Genomic DNA, 16,028 nt, shown 5'->3' on the forward strand with positions numbered 1-16,028 from the left:
TCCGGAACGCACAGAACCGGCAATCCGAGCGCCTTACCGGAAGAATAGCTGCCCGAGAGCGGACGGCGGCGGGCTCGCTGTCAGGGTGTCTCGTTCGTCTCCAGGGAGAACTCCGCCGTCGGGTGGGCCGTACACGTCAGCATGTAGCCCTCCTCGATCTCCGAGTCGCCCAGCGACTCGTTGTTCGAGTGACGGATGTACTCGCTGGCGTCCTCGCCGCTGGCGACGCGGCCCCCACAGGACACGCACTGGCCCTGGCGGCAGGCGTACGGGAGGTCCCAGCCCTCGTCCTCGCCGGCGTCCAGCAGCGTCTCGTTGTTCGCGACCTCGATGGTCTCGCCCTCGTTGACGAACTCGATCTCGTAGTACTCGACCTCGTCGTCCGCGATGTCGTCGGGGTCGAAGCCCTCGTCTTCCTCCTCGGAGTCCTCGAGTTCGCCCTCCGCGCCGCCCGCGACAGCGCCAGCGCCACCGCCGCCGCCGATGGAGCGGTTGTACGGCTCCGGGAAGTCAGTCTCGGGCACCGTGGCGGCTCGCTGCTCGAGGACGTCGGCAGCGATGTCCTCCGGGGCGGGATTCGACGCCCCCTTCGCGAAGTGGAGGACGACGAACGTGAGCGCCGCCCCCAGGCCGATCGCGAGGCCCAGTGTGTTCACCATGCGCGGCGGTACGGAAGCGCAGTTTAACAGTATTGTGATTGCGCGACGGCGCGGCTTCCTCGGTTTTGGCCGTTGAGATCGCTCAGAACGGATTATTGATTCCTCTACTGATAGAGAGCTGAGTTAGGTAGCCACCTAGAAACTGTGAAACCGCTCAACTCGGTGGAGCTAGCTCCGCCGATCTACAGGTTGTTGTCTATATATGTCCGAATATCACTCCGGGTACAGTCCGAAACAAATTCTGCTTGTTTGTCAGCGCTATCGGAAACAGCACCACAGTCAGCATACCACTCGTAGGAATTCCGGGCCAGCAGCGAGTATTTATGCGTCCCGCCATTCTCCCTCGTAGTTGCATCATGATAGGTGGCGTTGTGGAGTGTTGCCAAGGCCCGGAATGCTGACCCGACGGCGAATGTCTCTTCGTAGAAACCGCCTGTGTCGTACGCTTTGGGCGCATCCTCGAAGAACGCCATGTCAACTATTGCTACCTTCCCACTGGAGCCTCCCGCAGTTCCCCAAACTGCACTGCCATCGCCGCGTACCATATCGTTCCTGTCATTATAGTCCAGAATCAGGAACGCATCCCGCCCATCGTATTTGACCCAGTCCGAGTCCTCTTTCATGTGCGAGTCGATGTCCATCGCTCGCTCTTGCAGACCAGTACTATTCGTCGCACTCTCTCGGATTGGTTGAGACAGAGGCGCGCCCTGAATCTCGCGGCTGTATTCGTTGCCATCTTCGATCTCGTCCGCCCAGATTTGCTTGACCCCCTCGGCAATAACGGTCGTCAGATAGTTCGGTTCAATTTTATCCCTGTTTTCCAGACGATCGACTAGGTCGTTGTTCTCCGGATCCCAGTTGTTTTCCAATTGAGTTGTTCTATAGACAGGGATTCTATCCGCGTTAACGGCCTGGGCATTTGAAGACGCAAACACCGGAAGGGAACAGGCACCTCCGGCGAATGCGAGTGATCTGAGGACACTACGCCGGCTCACACCAGAACTGCCGGGGTTTTCCGACATATTTCCCCGTTTCAGACGGAGATACAAAACGTTTTTTGCTGTATTTAGTCAGCGGAATCTAATTTTTTCGTTAAGCAATTAAATTTTATTTATAAATAATTACAATAAGCGAACTCTAGTCGTTGGCCTAAGCAGAAGGCTTTTTTCTCCGTGCCGCAGCTGACGTACATGACCATCAAGATTGCAACCATCGTCTTTGAGGGGTTCGACGAGCTCGACGCAGTCGCGCCCTACGAGGTGTTCCAGACGGCCGCCGAGATGGGTGCCGACCTGGACGTGTCGATGCGCACGCTCGTGCCGGACGAGGGTGTGACCGCACGCCACGGCCTGACCGTCGAGCCGGACGACGTGCTGCTCGGCACGCCCGACCTCGTCGTCGTCCCCGGTGGCGGGTGGAACGACCGCGAATCCCGGGGTGTCTGGTCGGAGGTCGAGAACGGCACGCTCCCCGAGCGCCTCGACACGCTCCACGAGGGCGGCGCGACCATCGCTTCGGTCTGCACGGGCGCGATGCTGCTCGCAGACGCCGGTCTGCTCGACGGCCGGCCCGCGACCACCCACGAGTCCGCGAAAGACGACCTGCGCGAGGACTACCCCGACGTGGACGTCCGCGACGACCGCTTCGTCGACGACGGCACGATTCTCACCGCGGGCGGCGTCACCGCCGGCATCGACCTCGCGCTCCACGTCGTCGAGCGCGAGTGCTCGCCGGGCATCGCCGAGCAGGTCGCCGACGAAATCGAGTACGACTCCGGGTACTGACCGCGGCTCCCGAGTCGCCTCGCGGCCCCTCGAACACCGCAGTGCTCCCTTCGCTCGCTCCGAGCCGCGCTACTCTTTTCGCGCCACGTCGTGTCTGCCGAATCCGTACCGCAGCCGGTTCGCCAGCCGCCGCGAGAACCGGCCCTCGCCGTCACCGCTCGCCCGCGAGCCGAAGCGCTCGGAGAGCGCCTGGTAGATGAGCGGCAGCGGGACCTCCTGTTCGAGGGACTCCTGAACGGTCCACGTGCCCGTGGAGCCGCCGGCCACGTGGTCGGCGACGTCGCCGAGGTCGCTGCCCTCCTCGCGGAACGCCTCCTCGCAGAGTTCGAGCAGCCACGACCGGATGACCGCGCCGTTGTTCCAGGTGCGCGCGACGGCCTCCAGGTCGAGGTCGTAGCGGCCCTCGTGGAGCAGTTCGAAGCCCTCGCCGTAGGTCTGCATGAGCGCGTACTCGACGCCGTTGTGGACCATCTTCACGTAGTGTCCGGAGCCCGCCGGCCCCATGCGGTCGTGGCCCGCGGGACCGGTCGCGACGGCGTCGAAGACGGGGATCAGTTCCTCGTACGCCCACTCCGGGCCGCCGACCATCAGCGAGAAGCCGTGTTCTGCCCCCGCGGGGCCGCCGGAGGTACCGCAGTCCAGGTAGGCCACGTCGTACTCGTCGGCGCGCCGCGTCGAGTCCTCGAAGTGGCTGTTTCCGCCGTCGACGACGATTGCATCGTCACCGAGTTCTGGGACGAGTTCGTCGAGCGCGGCGTCGACCGGGTCGCCCGCCGGCACCATCAGCCAGACGCGGGGGTCGTCGCCGAGTTCGGCGGCGAGGTCGGGGAGCGAGTCGACCGCGGTCGCGCCGGCGTCCGCCGCGTCCGCGCGGGCGTCCGCGTCGATGTCGAACGCCACGACGTCGTGGCCGGCGTCGAGACACCGGTCGACGACGATGCGCCCCATGCGGCCGAGGCCGACAACTCCGAGTTCCATACCGAAGCCTCCCCGCGACGGAAGGTAGTAATTGCGATGCGGGCGCTACCCGTCGAGGGTCGTGGTCTGGACGTGCCAGAGGTCGGCGTACCGCCCCTCGCGCGCCAGCAGGTCGTCGTGGGTGCCGCGCTCCGTGACGTCACCGTCCTCGACGACGAGAATCTGGTCGGCGTCCCGGACTGTCGAGAGGCGGTGGGCGATGACGACCGCGGTGCGGTCGGCGGCGAGGTCGTCGAGGCTCGCCTGGATGCGGCGCTCGGTCTCCGTGTCCACGTCGCTGGTGGCCTCGTCGAAGACCATGATTTCGGGGTCGGCGAGGATGGCGCGCGCGATGGCGACGCGCTGGCGCTGGCCGCCCGAGAGCTTCACGCCGCGCTCCCCGACCTCCGTGTCGTAGCCGTCCGGGAGGTCCCGGATGAACTCGTGGGCGTCGGCGGCTGTCGCAGCCGCGACGATTGCCTCGCGGTCGGCGTCGAACTCGCCGTACGCGACGTTCTCGGCGATGGTGCCGTCGAAGAGGTAGGTGTCCTGACTGACGTAGCCGACGTGCTCGCGGAGGCTGTCCAGCGTGACCGACCGGACGTCGTGACCGTCGACGCGCACGGCACCGTCGTCGACGTCGTAGAGCCGGAGCAGGAGTTTGCAGAGCGTGGACTTCCCCGCCCCCGTGGGGCCGACGAGCGCGACGGTGTCGCCGGGGTCGGCGTCGAAGGAGACGCCGTCGAGAACGGTGTCCTCGTCGTCGTACCCGAACGTCACGTCGTCGTACTCGACCCGGCCCTCGACGCCCGTGAGTTCGGTGGCGTCGTCGGCGTCCGCGACCTCGGCGGGGATGTCCATCAGCCCGAACACGCGGGCGGACGAGGCCTTCGCGTTCTCGTACTGGTCGACGATGTTCGACACCTCCGCGAGCGGGGTGACGAAGCGCTGCGTGAGGAAGATGAACGTCACGAACGCGCCCGGCGACAGCGACCCGGTGAGGAACAGCGGCGGCCCGTACAGCAGCCAGTAGCCGCCGACGGCGAACGTCACGGCGAACGAGAGCCCGGCGAGCAGTTCCATCCCCGGCCGGTAGACGTAGCTCAGGCGGAGCACGTCCATCGTGTCCTGGAAGAACCGGTAGGAGGCGTCGGTGACGCGGCCCGTCTCGTGGTCCTCGGCGGCGTTGGACTTCACGAGTTCGACGCCCGCGAGGCTGTTCTCCAGGCGCGTGTTGAGGTTGCCGACGGCGGCGCGCTGGCGCTCGTAGCGGGGGGCGGCTCGCACCATGAACCACCGGGTGAGCACGAACATCAGCGGAATCGCGGAGAGCGTGACGACCGCGAGCTGCCAGTTCTCGGAGACGAGCACGACGGTGATGCCGGCGACCATCACGACGAGGCGGGCGGAGTTCTGGAGCGCGTCGTCGAGGAACACCTCCAGGTTCGAGGCGTCGTTGTTCAGCACGCTCATGACCTCACCGGTCTGCTTGTCGTCGAAGAAGGACATGTCCAGAGCCTGCATCTTCGCGAACGAGTCCGTGCGCACGTCGTGCATCACGCGGTGCGCGAAGAGGTTTGCGGCGACCCCGTAGAGGTACGTGAAGACGGCGGTGACGACGAACGACCCGGCGATGAGCGCCGCGGAGAGTTCGAACTGCGCGGCCTGGGCGTTCGGGAACAGCGACGCAGGCAGCAGCGGGAGGTCGTAGGGTGCGTCCCCCGTGAACACGCTGTCGATGGCGGCCCCCAGGACGACCGGCGGCAGCAGGCTGGCGACCCGGGCGACCACGTTCGCCACCATGCCGGCCGCGAAGTACGGCCACTCGGGGACGCCGTACACGCGGAACAGCCGGCGGATGGGGCGGTCGACCCGGTCGCGGTACCGGTCGAAGACGCTGTCCTCGGGCTCGGGCATTGCGAATCGAAACACTCGGTGGGCCGAAGTGGATTACGGAAGCGGCGACCGAAAGGCTGGCGTACCGGCTGCTCGATACCGCCGGTATGCGCGTGACGGTTCCCGTACTCGTCGCCCTCCTCGCTGCGAACGACCTGTTGTTGCTGTGGCTGCTGGACGCCAGCACCGCCGAGTCGTTGCTGTTGCTCGGCGCGACGTTCCTCCTCGTCCTCCCCGTCGTGCTCGTCGCGAGCGCGGTGGCCGGCGAGGACGCACCGTCCCGGACAGCCCTCGGTCGGGAGGTCGACGACCTCCGGCAGCGAGTCGCCCGTCTCGAAGACGAGCGCGACGACGGCTAGTCGAGCGGCCGCCGCGGGACGATTCGGGGTTCCCCGTCGTACGTGACCGCGGCGTCGACCTCGAAGACGTCCGCGAGCAGGGTTTCGGTGACCACGTCTTCGGGCGGTCCCCAGTCGTAGACCTCGCCGTCGTCGAGCGCGACGAGGTAGTCCGCGAACCGGGCCGCCTGCTGGAGGTCGTGGAGGACCACGCAGACCGTGACGTCGCGGTCCTCGTTGAGCGTGCGGACGACCTCCATCACTCGGAGCTGGTGGTGCAAGTCGAGGTACGTCGTCGGCTCGTCGAGCAGGAGCACGTCGGTGTCCTGAGCGAGCGCCATCGCGACGAACGCCAGTTGCTTCTGGCCGCCGGAGAGCTCCGAGACGGGGGTGTCTCGGAGGTGGTCGACGCCCGCGAGGTCGATGGCGCGGTCGACGTGCGCCTCGTCGTCGCTGCTGAGGGGGTCGAGGAAGCCGCGGTGGGGGTAGCGGCCGTGCGAGACGAGGTCGCCGACGGTGAGGCCGCCGGGGGCGTCGTTCTCCTGAGCGAGCAGCCCGAGTTCGCGGGCGAGCTGTTTCGGCTCGCGTGTCTGGACGTCCTCGCCGTCCAGCAACACGGTGCCGTCCATCGGGTCGAGTTCCGCGGAGAACCCCTTGAGCAGCGTTGACTTCCCGGAGCCGTTCGGGCCGACGAGCGCCGTCACCTCGCCCTCGGGGACGACGATGTCCTCGCAGTCGACGACGACGCCCTCGCCGTAGCCGAGCCGGAGTCCCGAGCCGAGCAGCGCGGCGGAGTCGACGGGGTCCTCGTCAGTGACGGGGTCGGCGGCTGCGTCGGTCGCGTCCGCGGCGCGGTTCGGTTCGTCGGTGTCGGTGTGTGGTGTCGGTGGCATGCTCAGAACTCGTTGAAGGATTCGGTGCGGCGCAGCAACAGCAGGAAGTACGGCCCGCCGACCAGCCCGGTGACGACGCCGACCGGGACCTGGATGCCGCCGAGCCCGAGGCGCGCGACGACGTCCGCGACGACCACGAGGGCGGGGCCGGCAAACAGACAGCCCGTGAGGAGTTTCCGGTAGTCGCTGCCGACCGCGGTGCGGACGGCGTGGGGGACGACGAGCCCGACGAAGCCGACGAGCCCGGCGACGGAGACGGCCGCGGCGGTGGCGAGGATGGCGAGCGCGGAGAGCCCGAAGCGCATCGTCTCGACGCGCATCCCGAGCGAGCGGGCGCGGCGCTCGCCGAGCAGGAGGACGTCGAGTTGGCGGGCGGCGACCAGGGCCGCGGGGACGACGAGCAGCGTCGGGAGGACGACGAGGCGGACGTCCATCCAGCCGACACCGGTCAGCGACCCGGCGAGCCAGGAGACGGCGGTGCGCATCGCGCCGTTGGAGTCGATGAAGTAGAAGACGCCGGTCTGGAGGCTGTTGAAGATGGTGCCGACGACGACGCCGCCGAGGACGAGTCGGACCGGCGTGGTGCCGCCGCGCCACGCGACGGCGTACACGAGCAGGAACGCGCCGGTGCCGCCGACGGCGGCGGCCAGCGGCAGGAAGTAGGTGCCCAGAGAGAGCACGATGGTGACGACGACGGCGAAACCGGCACCCGACGACACGCCGAGGATGTAGGGGCTGGCGAGCTCGTTCCGGGTGATGGCCTGGAAGATAGCGCCCGCGACGGCGAGGTTCATGCCGACGAACACGGCGACTGCGACCCGGGGCATCCGGAGCGTCCAGACGACCGCCGTGGCGTCGCTGAGCACGGAGAGGTCGCTGTAGACGCCGAGCGTGTGGGCGAGGCCGTCACCGAGCAGGATGGTGGCGAGAACCCGGGGATTCGTCCAGACCGCGCGGTCGAACATCGCCCGCCAGACGGTCTCGAAGGGCATCGGGTAGGCCCCGTAGCGGATCTGGACGAGCGCGCCGAGGACGACGGCGACGGTGCTCGCGACCATCGTGAGGACGAGCGCGTCGTCGAGGTTCGGGAGCAGGACGTCTCGAACGCGGAACTGTCGTGACATCGGTGGTGGTGCCCGGTGTGTCGGAGCGCGCCCGGTGGGCGGGCGGGCGTGCTCATGTCGGTCGGCCCGTGAGAGGCCGGCCGCTTCTCTCGTTCTTTAGGCCGGCCTAATAGTTCAAAAGCGTTCCGTCTACGACGTGACGATGCCAGCGAGTTCGTCCCGGTCGAACAGCTCGCCGGAGAACCGGTCGGGGTAGAGCCGGGTCGCGAACCGTTCGGTGAGGAACAGGTGGCCGAGCGGCCCGAGGTAGATGGGGCCGCCCCGGTAGACGTCGCCGTTCTCGACCGCCGTGATGCGGCTGGCCGTGTCGTGGTTCTGCATGAAGGAGACGACGGTGTCCCGGAACGCCTCGGGAGTCTTGTCCTCGTGGCCGCGCACGAACAGCACCTCGGGGTCGAGGTCGAGCAGCGTCTCGTAGTCGATTTCGGAGCGCTGGCTCTGGGAGAGCGCTTCCACGTCCGAATTCGCGATGGCGTCCCGGACGTTCAGGTCGCGGAAGGCCTTCTTGTTCGCGCCCTCGCCGCCGAGGTGGTACGGGGAGAACGACGTGGGCTCGGCCTTGCCGCCCCAGACGAGCGCGGCCCGCGGCCCCTCGTCGGGGGCATCCGCGGCGATGCGGTCGACGTAGTCGTCGTGGAACGACCGCAGGGCCTCGAAGCGCTCGGTCTCCTGGACGACCTCGGCGACCTTCTCGAAAGCACCGTACAGCGTGTAGTAGTCGTAGTCGTGCCAGCCGTCCGTCCGCCGGAAGATGGTGTTCCCGAGGAACGGCGCGGCGCGCTCCTCGAGGAAGGAGACGTCCTCGCCGTTCAACTCGAAGACGTTGGTGAGCCAGTTCGGGTCCATCAGGTAGAGGTCGGGGTCGAGGTCGAGCAGCGTCTCCTGAGAGACGCCGGCGTTCACGAGGTCGACGATGCCGGAGTCGTCGACGCCGACGCCGTCGAGTTCATCGTAGTGGCCCGTGTGGAACCGGCCCTTCTTTCCGACCGACGCGACGGCGTCGCCGTGCCCGAGCGCGACGAGCATGTCGGCGTAGCCGGGCTCGTAGACGGAGATAGACTCGGGGACGCGGTCGAACTCGACCTCGCCGACGGGCGTCATCGACACCGAGTACGAGTCGCTGGCCTCGGTGGTGGTCTCCTCGCTCGCCTCCGCGCTGGTCGCCGTGTTCTCGGTGTCGGTCGGTTCGTCGGTCGTCTCGCTACCGCCCTCGCTGGGGCTCGTACAGCCTGCGAACAGCCCTGCGAGGGTCATAGCGCCGCCCGCTCGGACGAAGTCTCGTCGGTGCATACCCGTTTTTGGCCGGCCTAAAGCAAATAAGACCGTCGATTTTTCGGCCTACCTAAATCGAGGACGGGGCGACCGCGTGACACCGTCCCAGCGCCCGCCAGCGCCGCGTTGGACGGGAAGCTTTATCACCGCGCCACCGCACTGCAGACGTATGCGCGTCGGCTCCGCCGTAGTACGTGTGTAAATCCATTTCTCCGGCCGAGCACCGCGACCCGACCGGCCAACCGCGGGACCGACGACTCAGACACCCATGACAGAGCTTCCGGACAGCTACGACCCCGACAGCATCGAACCCAAGTGGCAGGACGAGTGGCAGGCCAGCGACGTCTACAGCTTCGACCCCAGCGACTCCGACACCCAGTACGTCGTCGACACGCCGCCGCCGTACCCCTCCGGGAACCTCCACCTCGGCCACGCGCTCGGCTGGTCGTACATCGACTTCGTCGCGCGCTACCGACGCCTCAAGGGCGACGCCGTCCTCTTCCCGCAGGGTTGGGACTGCCACGGGCTCCCGACCGAGGTCAAAGTCGAAGAAGTCAACGACATCCACCGCACGGACGTCTCCAGCGACGAGTTCCGCCAGATGTGCATCGACTGGACGGACGACCGCATCGACGAGATGAAGGCGACGATGCAGGAACTCGGCTTCTCGCAGGACTGGGACGCCGAGTACCGCACCATGGACCCCGAGTACTGGGGGAAGACCCAGGAGTCCTTTTCCGCGATGGCCGACGAGGACATGGTCTACCGCGACGAACACCCGGTGAACTGGTGTCCGCGCTGCGAGACCGCCATCGCCGACGCCGAGGTCGAGAACATCGACCGCGAGGGCACGCTGTACTACGTCACGTTCGACGGCGTCGGCAACGACGACATCGAAATCGCGACCACGCGGCCCGAACTGCTGTCGGCCTGCGTCGGGATGGCCGTCAGCCCCGACGACGAGCGCTACGAGGACCGCATCGGCGACACCTTCGAGGTGCCGCTGTTCGGGCAGGAGGTCGAACTGCTGGCCGACGACGAGGTCGACGCCGACTTCGGCTCCGGCGCGGTCATGATCTGTACGTTCGGCGACAAGCAGGACGTCGACTGGTGGGCCGAGTACGACCTCGACCTCCGCGCCGTCTTCACCGAGGACGGCCGCCTCGGCGAGCAGGCCGGCGAGTTCGCCGGTCTCACCATCGACGAAGCCAAGGGCGAAATCGCGGACGCCCTCGACGACGAGGGCTACCTGAACGACTCCGAGCCCACGGAGCAGAGCGTCGGTGCCTGCTGGCGCTGCGACACGCCCATCGAGATTCTCTCCAAGGAGCAGTGGTTCGTCGAGGTCGACCAGGACCTCATCCTGGAGAAGGGCGAGGAGGTCGACTGGATTCCGGACCACATGCACGACCGTCTCGTCGACTGGACGGAGGGCATGGACTGGGACTGGGTCGTCTCCCGGCAGCGCGTCTTCGCCACCCCCATCCCGGCGTGGGAGTGCAACGACTGCGGGTACTGGCACATCGCCGGCCGCGAGGAAGCCCCGGTGGACCCGACCGAAGACGACCCCGCCGTCGGTGCCTGCCCCGAGTGCGGTGCCGAGGACTGGACGGGCGAGACCGACGTGATGGACACCTGGATGGACTCCTCCATCACGCCCCTGCACCTCTCCGGGTGGCCGGCCGACATCGACCTCGACGAGTTCGAGCCGGTCGACCTCCGGCCGCAGGGCCACGACATCATCCGCACGTGGGCGTTCTACACGCTGCTGCGGACGGGCGCGCTCACCGACGAGAAGCCGTGGGACGACGTGCTCGTCAACGGCATGGTGTTCGGCCCGGACGGCAACAAGATGTCCAAGAGCCGCGGGAACGTCGTCCAGCCGGACGAGGCCATCGAGGAGTACTCCGCCGACGCCGTCCGGCAGGCGCTCGCGCTCGGCGGCCGCCCCGGCAGCGACGTTCAGTTCCAGTGGAAGGAGGTCAAGTCCGCGTCGCGGTTCCTCACGAAGCTCTGGAACATCGCGAAGTTCTCCTCCGGACATTTCGACGAGGACACCCCGGACATCCAGGACCCCGCCTACCGGGACGCCGACCGCTGGCTGCTCTCCGAACTCTCCCGCGTCACCGAGGAGGTCGACGAGGCCATGGAGGAGTACCGCTTCGACCGCGCGCTCCGCGAACTCCGGGAGTTCGCGTGGGAGGACCTCGCCGACGACTACGTCGAACTCGTGAAGGGGCGGCTGTACAACGGCCGGCCCGGTGAGCGCGACGCCGCCGAACACACCCTCTACACGGCCGTCACCGCGGTCGCTCGGATGCTCGCGCCGTTCAGCCCGCACGCCACGGAGGAGATCTGGCGGAACCTCCCCGGCACCGAGGGCAGCGTCCACACCGCCGAGTGGCCGAGCGTCGACCTCCGCGACGAGGACGCCGAACTCGCCGGCCAGCGCATCGCCGAGGTCGCCAGCGACATCCGCGCGTGGAAGTCCGACCAGGGGATGCCGCTGAACGCTGACCTCGACCGCGTCGAACTCTACTTCGACGTCGACGAGGACGGGAACGCCCACTTAGACACCTACGACCTCAGCGAGACCGTCAACGCACCCATCAAGCTGGTGGACGGCCGGCCGGACGTCGAACTCGTTCCGGTCGAGGTCGACGGCGACGACTCCGAGATCGGGCCGGAGTTCCGCAGCGACGCCGGCACCGTGATGCAGGCCATCGCGGAAACAGACCCGGCGGCAATCCAGGCTCAGATGCACTCCGGGGACACCGTCACCGTCGAGGCCGACGGCCAGTCCTTCGACCTGGACGCCGACTGGCTGGAGGTCACCGAGGAGTACCGGGCGTCCTCCGGCGAGGAAGTGAACGTCATCGAAGCGTCGTTCGGTACCGTCCTCGTCTACGAGTGACGCGCTGCACGGGCTGAGACCGCGACGCGGATTTTTTCCTCGCTCGCGGCGACGCCACGGATATGGACGTCTTTGGCTGGCTCGTCACCGCCGGCGTCGCCGCCTACCCGTTCTTGTCCGCGTACATGTACTGGGACTACCGACGCGGCGGCCGGTCGCGGGCGAAGTTCCTGAAGAACGTCAGCGGCGTCGGGACCGGGTTCTCGATACTGCTCCAGCAGGCCGCCGAAGTCTGGCTCGCTGGTGCCGTCGGTGACGTCGTCGTGCTCGCGTCGATCGTCCCGCTTGCGGTCGGCATCTGGGCGTTCTACCGGGCGTACGTCGCTGCCGGGGACTCGGAGGCCGGCACGCCGCCCGGGTAGCCCCCGCCGTCGCCCGGAACCCGACCGCTTTTTCTCGTGGCCGCCGGACTTCAGGTATGGACGCCCGCGTCGAGGAACACGCCGAGGTACTGGTCGACTGGAGCGCGCGAATCGAGGACGGCGACGACGTCGTGTTGAGCGTCGGCCCGGACGCCCACGAGCTCGCGGTCGCCGTCGCCGAGAAGGTCGGCGAGCGCGGCGCGAACCTCGTCACGACGTACTCGTCGGACGAAGTCAGTCGCGCCTACAAGCTCGCCCACGACGGGGACTTCGACGAGGCCCCCGCGCACGAACTCGCGCTCGTGGAGAACGCGGACGTCTACCTCTCTGTCGGCGGCGGACGCAACACCAGCGAGGGGTCGGACGTCCCCGCCGACGTCCGCGAGGCGTACGGCAAGTCCCGGGAGCAGCTCCGGGAGGCCCGCATGGACATCGACTGGGTGAGCACGGTCCACCCGACGCGGTCGCTCGCCCAGCAGGCGAACATGTCCTTCGAGGAGTACCGGGACTTCGCGTACGACGCCGTCCTCCGCGACTGGGAGACGCTCGCCGACCAGATGGCGAACATGAAAGACGTCCTCGACGACGGCAGCGAAGTCCGACTCGTGAAGGAGGACACCGACCTCACGATGAGCATCGAGGGGCGGACGGCCGTGAACTCCGCAGCCTCCGTCGCCTACGACTCCCACAACCTCCCCTCCGGCGAGGTGTTCACCGCGCCAGAGGCCACCGAGGGCGAGGTGCTGTTCGACGTGCCGATGACGCTCCGCGGCGAGCGCGTGCAGGACGTCCACCTCACTTTCGAGGACGGCGAGGTCGTCGACTACTCGGCCGCCCAGAACGAGTCCGTCGTCGGCGAGATTCTGGAGACCGACGCGGGCGCGCGCCGCCTCGGCGAACTCGGCATCGGCATGAACCGCGGCATCGACCAGTTCACGGACTCCATCCTCTTCGACGAGAAGATGGGCGACACCGTCCACCTCGCGCTCGGCCGCGCCTACGGGTCGAACTTCCCCGAGGGCAGCGAGGACGAAGCCAACGACTCCGCCGTCCACGTCGACATGATTACGGACATGAGCGAGGACTCGTTCATGGAAGTCGACGGCGAGGTCGTCCAGCGCAACGGCACCTTCCGGTGGGAAGACGGATTCAGCGAGTAAGACAGGCTTACCGGACCACAGCGGAGAGCCAGCCTGTACGCAGTAACGCGAGCGTACGCGGCCGGTCGCCGTCGCGGTTTTTAGCGTACCTTTTACAGTGGCGAGCCACCGGCTTGCCACTGTAAAAGGTACGAGCTGAGGGGAGTAAGCCCCCTTCTGTTCGGCCCGGCATTCGGCTGAGCGTCCGCGCGGCCCCTCTCGGGTGGTTCGGGCTACCTCGCACGCACGGACTTGCACCGGCGGGGGTTGGCCGTTCCATCGCTCCCCTCCGCTCTGGTGGGAATCCCACACTGGCTCACGGCTGACGCCGTTCGCCTCAACGCGGCAGAGCCGCGCTTCCCTCGGCGGGTTAGCTTCCTCCCCTTCCGGGTCGGGTCGCACGCCTCATCGGTGTCGGAGGGACGTGTCGTCTCTGTTCCAGTGCCGGCGGTCTCCCGCCCCGGACTTGCGTCCGGCCGCGTGCCCGAACGGGTGGGGGGACTTTCCTCATGCCTCGCGGCACGGGAGCCGGGCTCCCTCTGCCCACTCTCTCTACGCCGGGTGCGTCGTTAAGGAGTTCGGTTCCCGGTGTTCGCCGCGTGTCGAAGACCGGTGCGACGGACCGCGACATATTCCGACTTTTTAGAGTGCGAAACGAAGTCGGGACAGTCGTCGAATCGAACAGTTACCGAAATTACCCTTCGCTGTCTCCGGATTCGGGTGTCAGGCTCGGCCGATAATAATCCTTCACGATTCTCGTCACCAAGGGAAGGCTTGAAGTCTGTCCCCGGCGTAATAGGTTCTGTATGGGCCAGGGCCAGTCAGTAGACCTTTCCTTCGAGGACGGCGCTCGAACCGTGGAACTCGCTCGCGAATCGGTCGAGGCGTTCGTCCAGAACGGCCAGCGGGAGCAGCCGGGGAGCATGCGGGACGCGTTCTACAACCGAACCAGTGCGTTCGTGCGTCTGGAGTCCACACGAGGTCGCGGTCGCCTGCGTGGGTGTGCGGGTGCCCATGAGTCGGTCCGAGAGCTCGGCAACGGGAACCGACAGCTCGGGCACGCCATCGTCGAGGCCGCCATCGAGGCCGCCTCCGAGGCGTCGTGTGGCTCGGAGGTCGAGCCCGCCGAACTGGAGAACATTCAGGTGTCGGTCTGCACGGTGTCGAACCTCGTGCTCACCGACGACCCCGTCGAGGACATCGAACTCGGCACGCACGGCGTCGCCATCGACGGCGACGGCCAGCACGGCTGGATGTACCCGACACTCCCCGTGGAGAACGATTGGAGCGTCTTCGAGTACCTCGACCGGACCTGCCGGAAAGCGGGGCTGCCGGACGGGGCCTGGGAGGACGACGACGTGATGGTGACCCTGTTCGAGGGGCAGGTGTTCCGGGAGACGGGCGACGAAGACGACCCCGTCGAGGAACTCACGTCCTGAGAACCGAGACCTGATTCTGCGCGAGACCGATTACGCCCTGAACGAGACAGCGTCGGCGTCGTCGCGCGCCCTCGCGGCGGCGTCCTCGACGTCGAACCCGCGCACGATGTCGCCGTCCCGGAGGAGCGGCTGCAGCAGCGACGACGACCCCGTGGGGCCGGGCCGCGCGGCGAGGCCGACGTGGTGGCCGCCGTCCCGCGTCCGGTAGACGTCTTTCTTTCCGGAGAGCTTCCCGCGTTTGGCCGCGGGTTCGCCGTCGACTTCGACGATGTCGAGCGCGAAGTCGATGGGGTCGGCGTTCGAGACGTGGCCGCCGACGCCGAAGCCATCCGCGACGTCCCGCAGCTCGCGGAGGTCGCTCGGGCCGAGACCGCCGGAGACGAAGACGTCGACGTCGCCGTGGCCGCGGGCGGCGAGCTCCCACTGCACCTCGCGGACGATGTGCCGGAAGTCGCCGCGCCGCGAGGACGTGGTGTCGAGGCGGACGCCGTCGAGGTCGTCACCGAGTTCGGCGACCGCCCGCAGCACCTCGTCTTTCTCGTCGCTGTACGTATCACAGATGGGAACGCGGGGGACGTCCTCGTCGACGCTCTCGTGGAAGGCCCGCCACGCGGACTCCTGGTCGCCGCGCCCGAAGCAGATGACGAGCGCGTGCGGCATCGTGCCGCTGGCCTCCCGGCCGAGGACGTCCCCGGCGGCGACATGCGAGAAGCCGTCGAGGCCGCCGACGAGCGCCGAGCGCTCGACCATCGCTGCGATGGCGGGGTGGACGTGGCGCGCGCCGAAGCTCAACACGCGGGCGTCGGGGGCGGCCGTCCGGGTTTCGAGGGCTGCCGTCGCGACCCCAGAGGCGTGCGAGAGGAAGCCCAGCAGCGAGGTCTCGTAGCGCGCGAACTGGCGATACGTCCCCTCGATGCGCATCACGGGCCCGCCGTCGAACAGCGTGCCCTCGGGGAGCGCGTCGACATCGACCGGCAGCCCGTCGAGGAGGTGGGCGGCGTCTTTCACGCCGGCGAGCACCTCGAACGCGCCGGTGGGGAACTGGTCGGCGGTGACCTCCGCGACCACGTCGGGGTTCCGGCCGGCGTGGTCGAGGGCGGCCTCGGTGCGCTCGAAGTAGGCGTCGGTCGCGCGCCCGCTCTCGATGGCGTCGGCGTCCACGATGTCGAAGGTCACGCCGCGGCCCTCCACGAATCCTGCATGCCTCCGGCTACTCCCGCCCCGGCGAAAAACCCTCGGCTCCCGGCCGCA

Annotated in this window: 14 protein-coding genes and 1 other RNA gene; 6 read left to right on the forward strand and 9 right to left on the reverse strand. The window is 67.7% G+C overall.

What is annotated here, in order from left to right; genetic code table 11:
* Positions 1 to 80 precede the first annotated feature (80 nt).
* Positions 81 to 659, reverse strand: a complete 579-nt coding sequence (locus tag BMW35_RS08090; protein WP_089668854.1) for a 2Fe-2S iron-sulfur cluster-binding protein — start codon at positions 657 to 659, stop codon at positions 81 to 83.
* 182 nt (positions 660 to 841) lie between these two features.
* Positions 842 to 1,681, reverse strand: coding sequence for a hypothetical protein (locus BMW35_RS15340; RefSeq protein WP_143052175.1), 840 nt, complete (start codon positions 1,679 to 1,681; stop codon positions 842 to 844).
* Between the two features lie 168 nt (positions 1,682 to 1,849).
* Here BMW35_RS15340 and BMW35_RS08100 point away from each other — a divergent pair, with 168 nt between their 5' ends.
* On the forward strand, positions 1,850 to 2,443 hold the full coding sequence (locus tag BMW35_RS08100) for a DJ-1/PfpI family protein (RefSeq protein ID WP_394327257.1): 594 nt from the start codon (positions 1,850 to 1,852) through the stop codon (positions 2,441 to 2,443).
* A 69-nt stretch (positions 2,444 to 2,512) separates the two neighbouring features.
* Here the strand turns inward: BMW35_RS08100 and BMW35_RS08105 are convergent, their stop codons facing one another.
* Complete coding sequence (locus BMW35_RS08105; protein WP_089668856.1) at positions 2,513 to 3,421, reverse strand: NADP-dependent phosphogluconate dehydrogenase; 909 nt, start codon at positions 3,419 to 3,421, stop codon at positions 2,513 to 2,515.
* A 45-nt stretch (positions 3,422 to 3,466) separates the two neighbouring features.
* Entirely contained in the window at positions 3,467 to 5,317 is a 1,851-nt protein-coding gene (locus BMW35_RS08110) for an ABC transporter ATP-binding protein (protein ID WP_089668857.1), read from the reverse strand.
* Here BMW35_RS08110 and BMW35_RS08115 point away from each other — a divergent pair.
* Positions 5,317 to 5,655 (forward strand): hypothetical protein, encoded by a 339-nt coding sequence (locus tag BMW35_RS08115; RefSeq protein WP_143052176.1) that lies wholly within the window; start codon positions 5,317 to 5,319, stop codon positions 5,653 to 5,655. The two genes, BMW35_RS08110 and BMW35_RS08115, sit on opposite strands and share 1 nt — an antisense overlap.
* Here BMW35_RS08115 and BMW35_RS08120 read toward each other — a convergent pair.
* The 3 genes from BMW35_RS08120 to BMW35_RS08130 all read right to left on the reverse strand — a co-directional run bounded on the left by BMW35_RS08120 (position 5,652) and on the right by BMW35_RS08130 (position 8,941).
* Complete coding sequence (locus BMW35_RS08120; RefSeq protein WP_089668859.1) at positions 5,652 to 6,527, reverse strand: ABC transporter ATP-binding protein; 876 nt, start codon at positions 6,525 to 6,527, stop codon at positions 5,652 to 5,654. The genes BMW35_RS08115 and BMW35_RS08120 overlap by 4 nt on opposite strands.
* A 2-nt stretch (positions 6,528 to 6,529) precedes the next feature.
* Complete coding sequence (locus BMW35_RS08125) at positions 6,530 to 7,651, reverse strand: FecCD family ABC transporter permease (protein WP_089668860.1); 1,122 nt, start codon at positions 7,649 to 7,651, stop codon at positions 6,530 to 6,532.
* A gap of 129 nt (positions 7,652 to 7,780) precedes the next feature.
* The gene (locus tag BMW35_RS08130; RefSeq protein ID WP_089668861.1) at positions 7,781 to 8,941 is read right to left on the reverse strand and encodes an ABC transporter substrate-binding protein; all 1,161 of its coding nucleotides are present in this window, start codon (positions 8,939 to 8,941) and stop codon (positions 7,781 to 7,783) included.
* 250 nt (positions 8,942 to 9,191) lie between these two features.
* Between BMW35_RS08130 and BMW35_RS08135 the strand changes: the two genes are divergently transcribed.
* From BMW35_RS08135 to BMW35_RS08145, 3 genes are all read left to right on the forward strand, one after another.
* Positions 9,192 to 11,837, forward strand: a complete 2,646-nt coding sequence (locus BMW35_RS08135) for a valine--tRNA ligase (protein ID WP_089668862.1) — start codon at positions 9,192 to 9,194, stop codon at positions 11,835 to 11,837.
* 62 nt (positions 11,838 to 11,899) lie between these two features.
* Entirely contained in the window at positions 11,900 to 12,199 is a 300-nt protein-coding gene (locus BMW35_RS08140; RefSeq protein WP_089668863.1) for a hypothetical protein, read from the forward strand.
* Positions 12,200 to 12,255: 56 nt separating this feature from the next.
* The gene (locus BMW35_RS08145) at positions 12,256 to 13,359 is read left to right on the forward strand and encodes an aminopeptidase (RefSeq protein WP_089668864.1); all 1,104 of its coding nucleotides are present in this window, start codon (positions 12,256 to 12,258) and stop codon (positions 13,357 to 13,359) included.
* 133 nt (positions 13,360 to 13,492) lie between these two features.
* Here the strand turns inward: BMW35_RS08145 and rnpB are convergent.
* An RNA gene (gene rnpB / locus BMW35_RS08150) (RNase P RNA component) lies at positions 13,493 to 13,882 on the reverse strand.
* Between the two features lie 262 nt (positions 13,883 to 14,144).
* Here rnpB and BMW35_RS08155 point away from each other — a divergent pair.
* On the forward strand, positions 14,145 to 14,777 hold the full coding sequence (locus tag BMW35_RS08155) for a TIGR00296 family protein (protein WP_089668865.1): 633 nt from the start codon (positions 14,145 to 14,147) through the stop codon (positions 14,775 to 14,777).
* Between the two features lie 30 nt (positions 14,778 to 14,807).
* On the opposite strand, the gene BMW35_RS08160 is transcribed toward BMW35_RS08155, so the two are convergent.
* The gene (locus BMW35_RS08160; RefSeq protein WP_089670380.1) at positions 14,808 to 15,953 is read right to left on the reverse strand and encodes a nicotinate phosphoribosyltransferase; all 1,146 of its coding nucleotides are present in this window, start codon (positions 15,951 to 15,953) and stop codon (positions 14,808 to 14,810) included.
* Between the last annotated feature and the right edge of the window lie 75 nt (positions 15,954 to 16,028).

The sequence above is a fragment of the Halobacterium jilantaiense genome, assembly GCF_900110535.1.
Lineage (GTDB): Archaea > Halobacteriota > Halobacteria > Halobacteriales > Halobacteriaceae > Halobacterium > Halobacterium jilantaiense.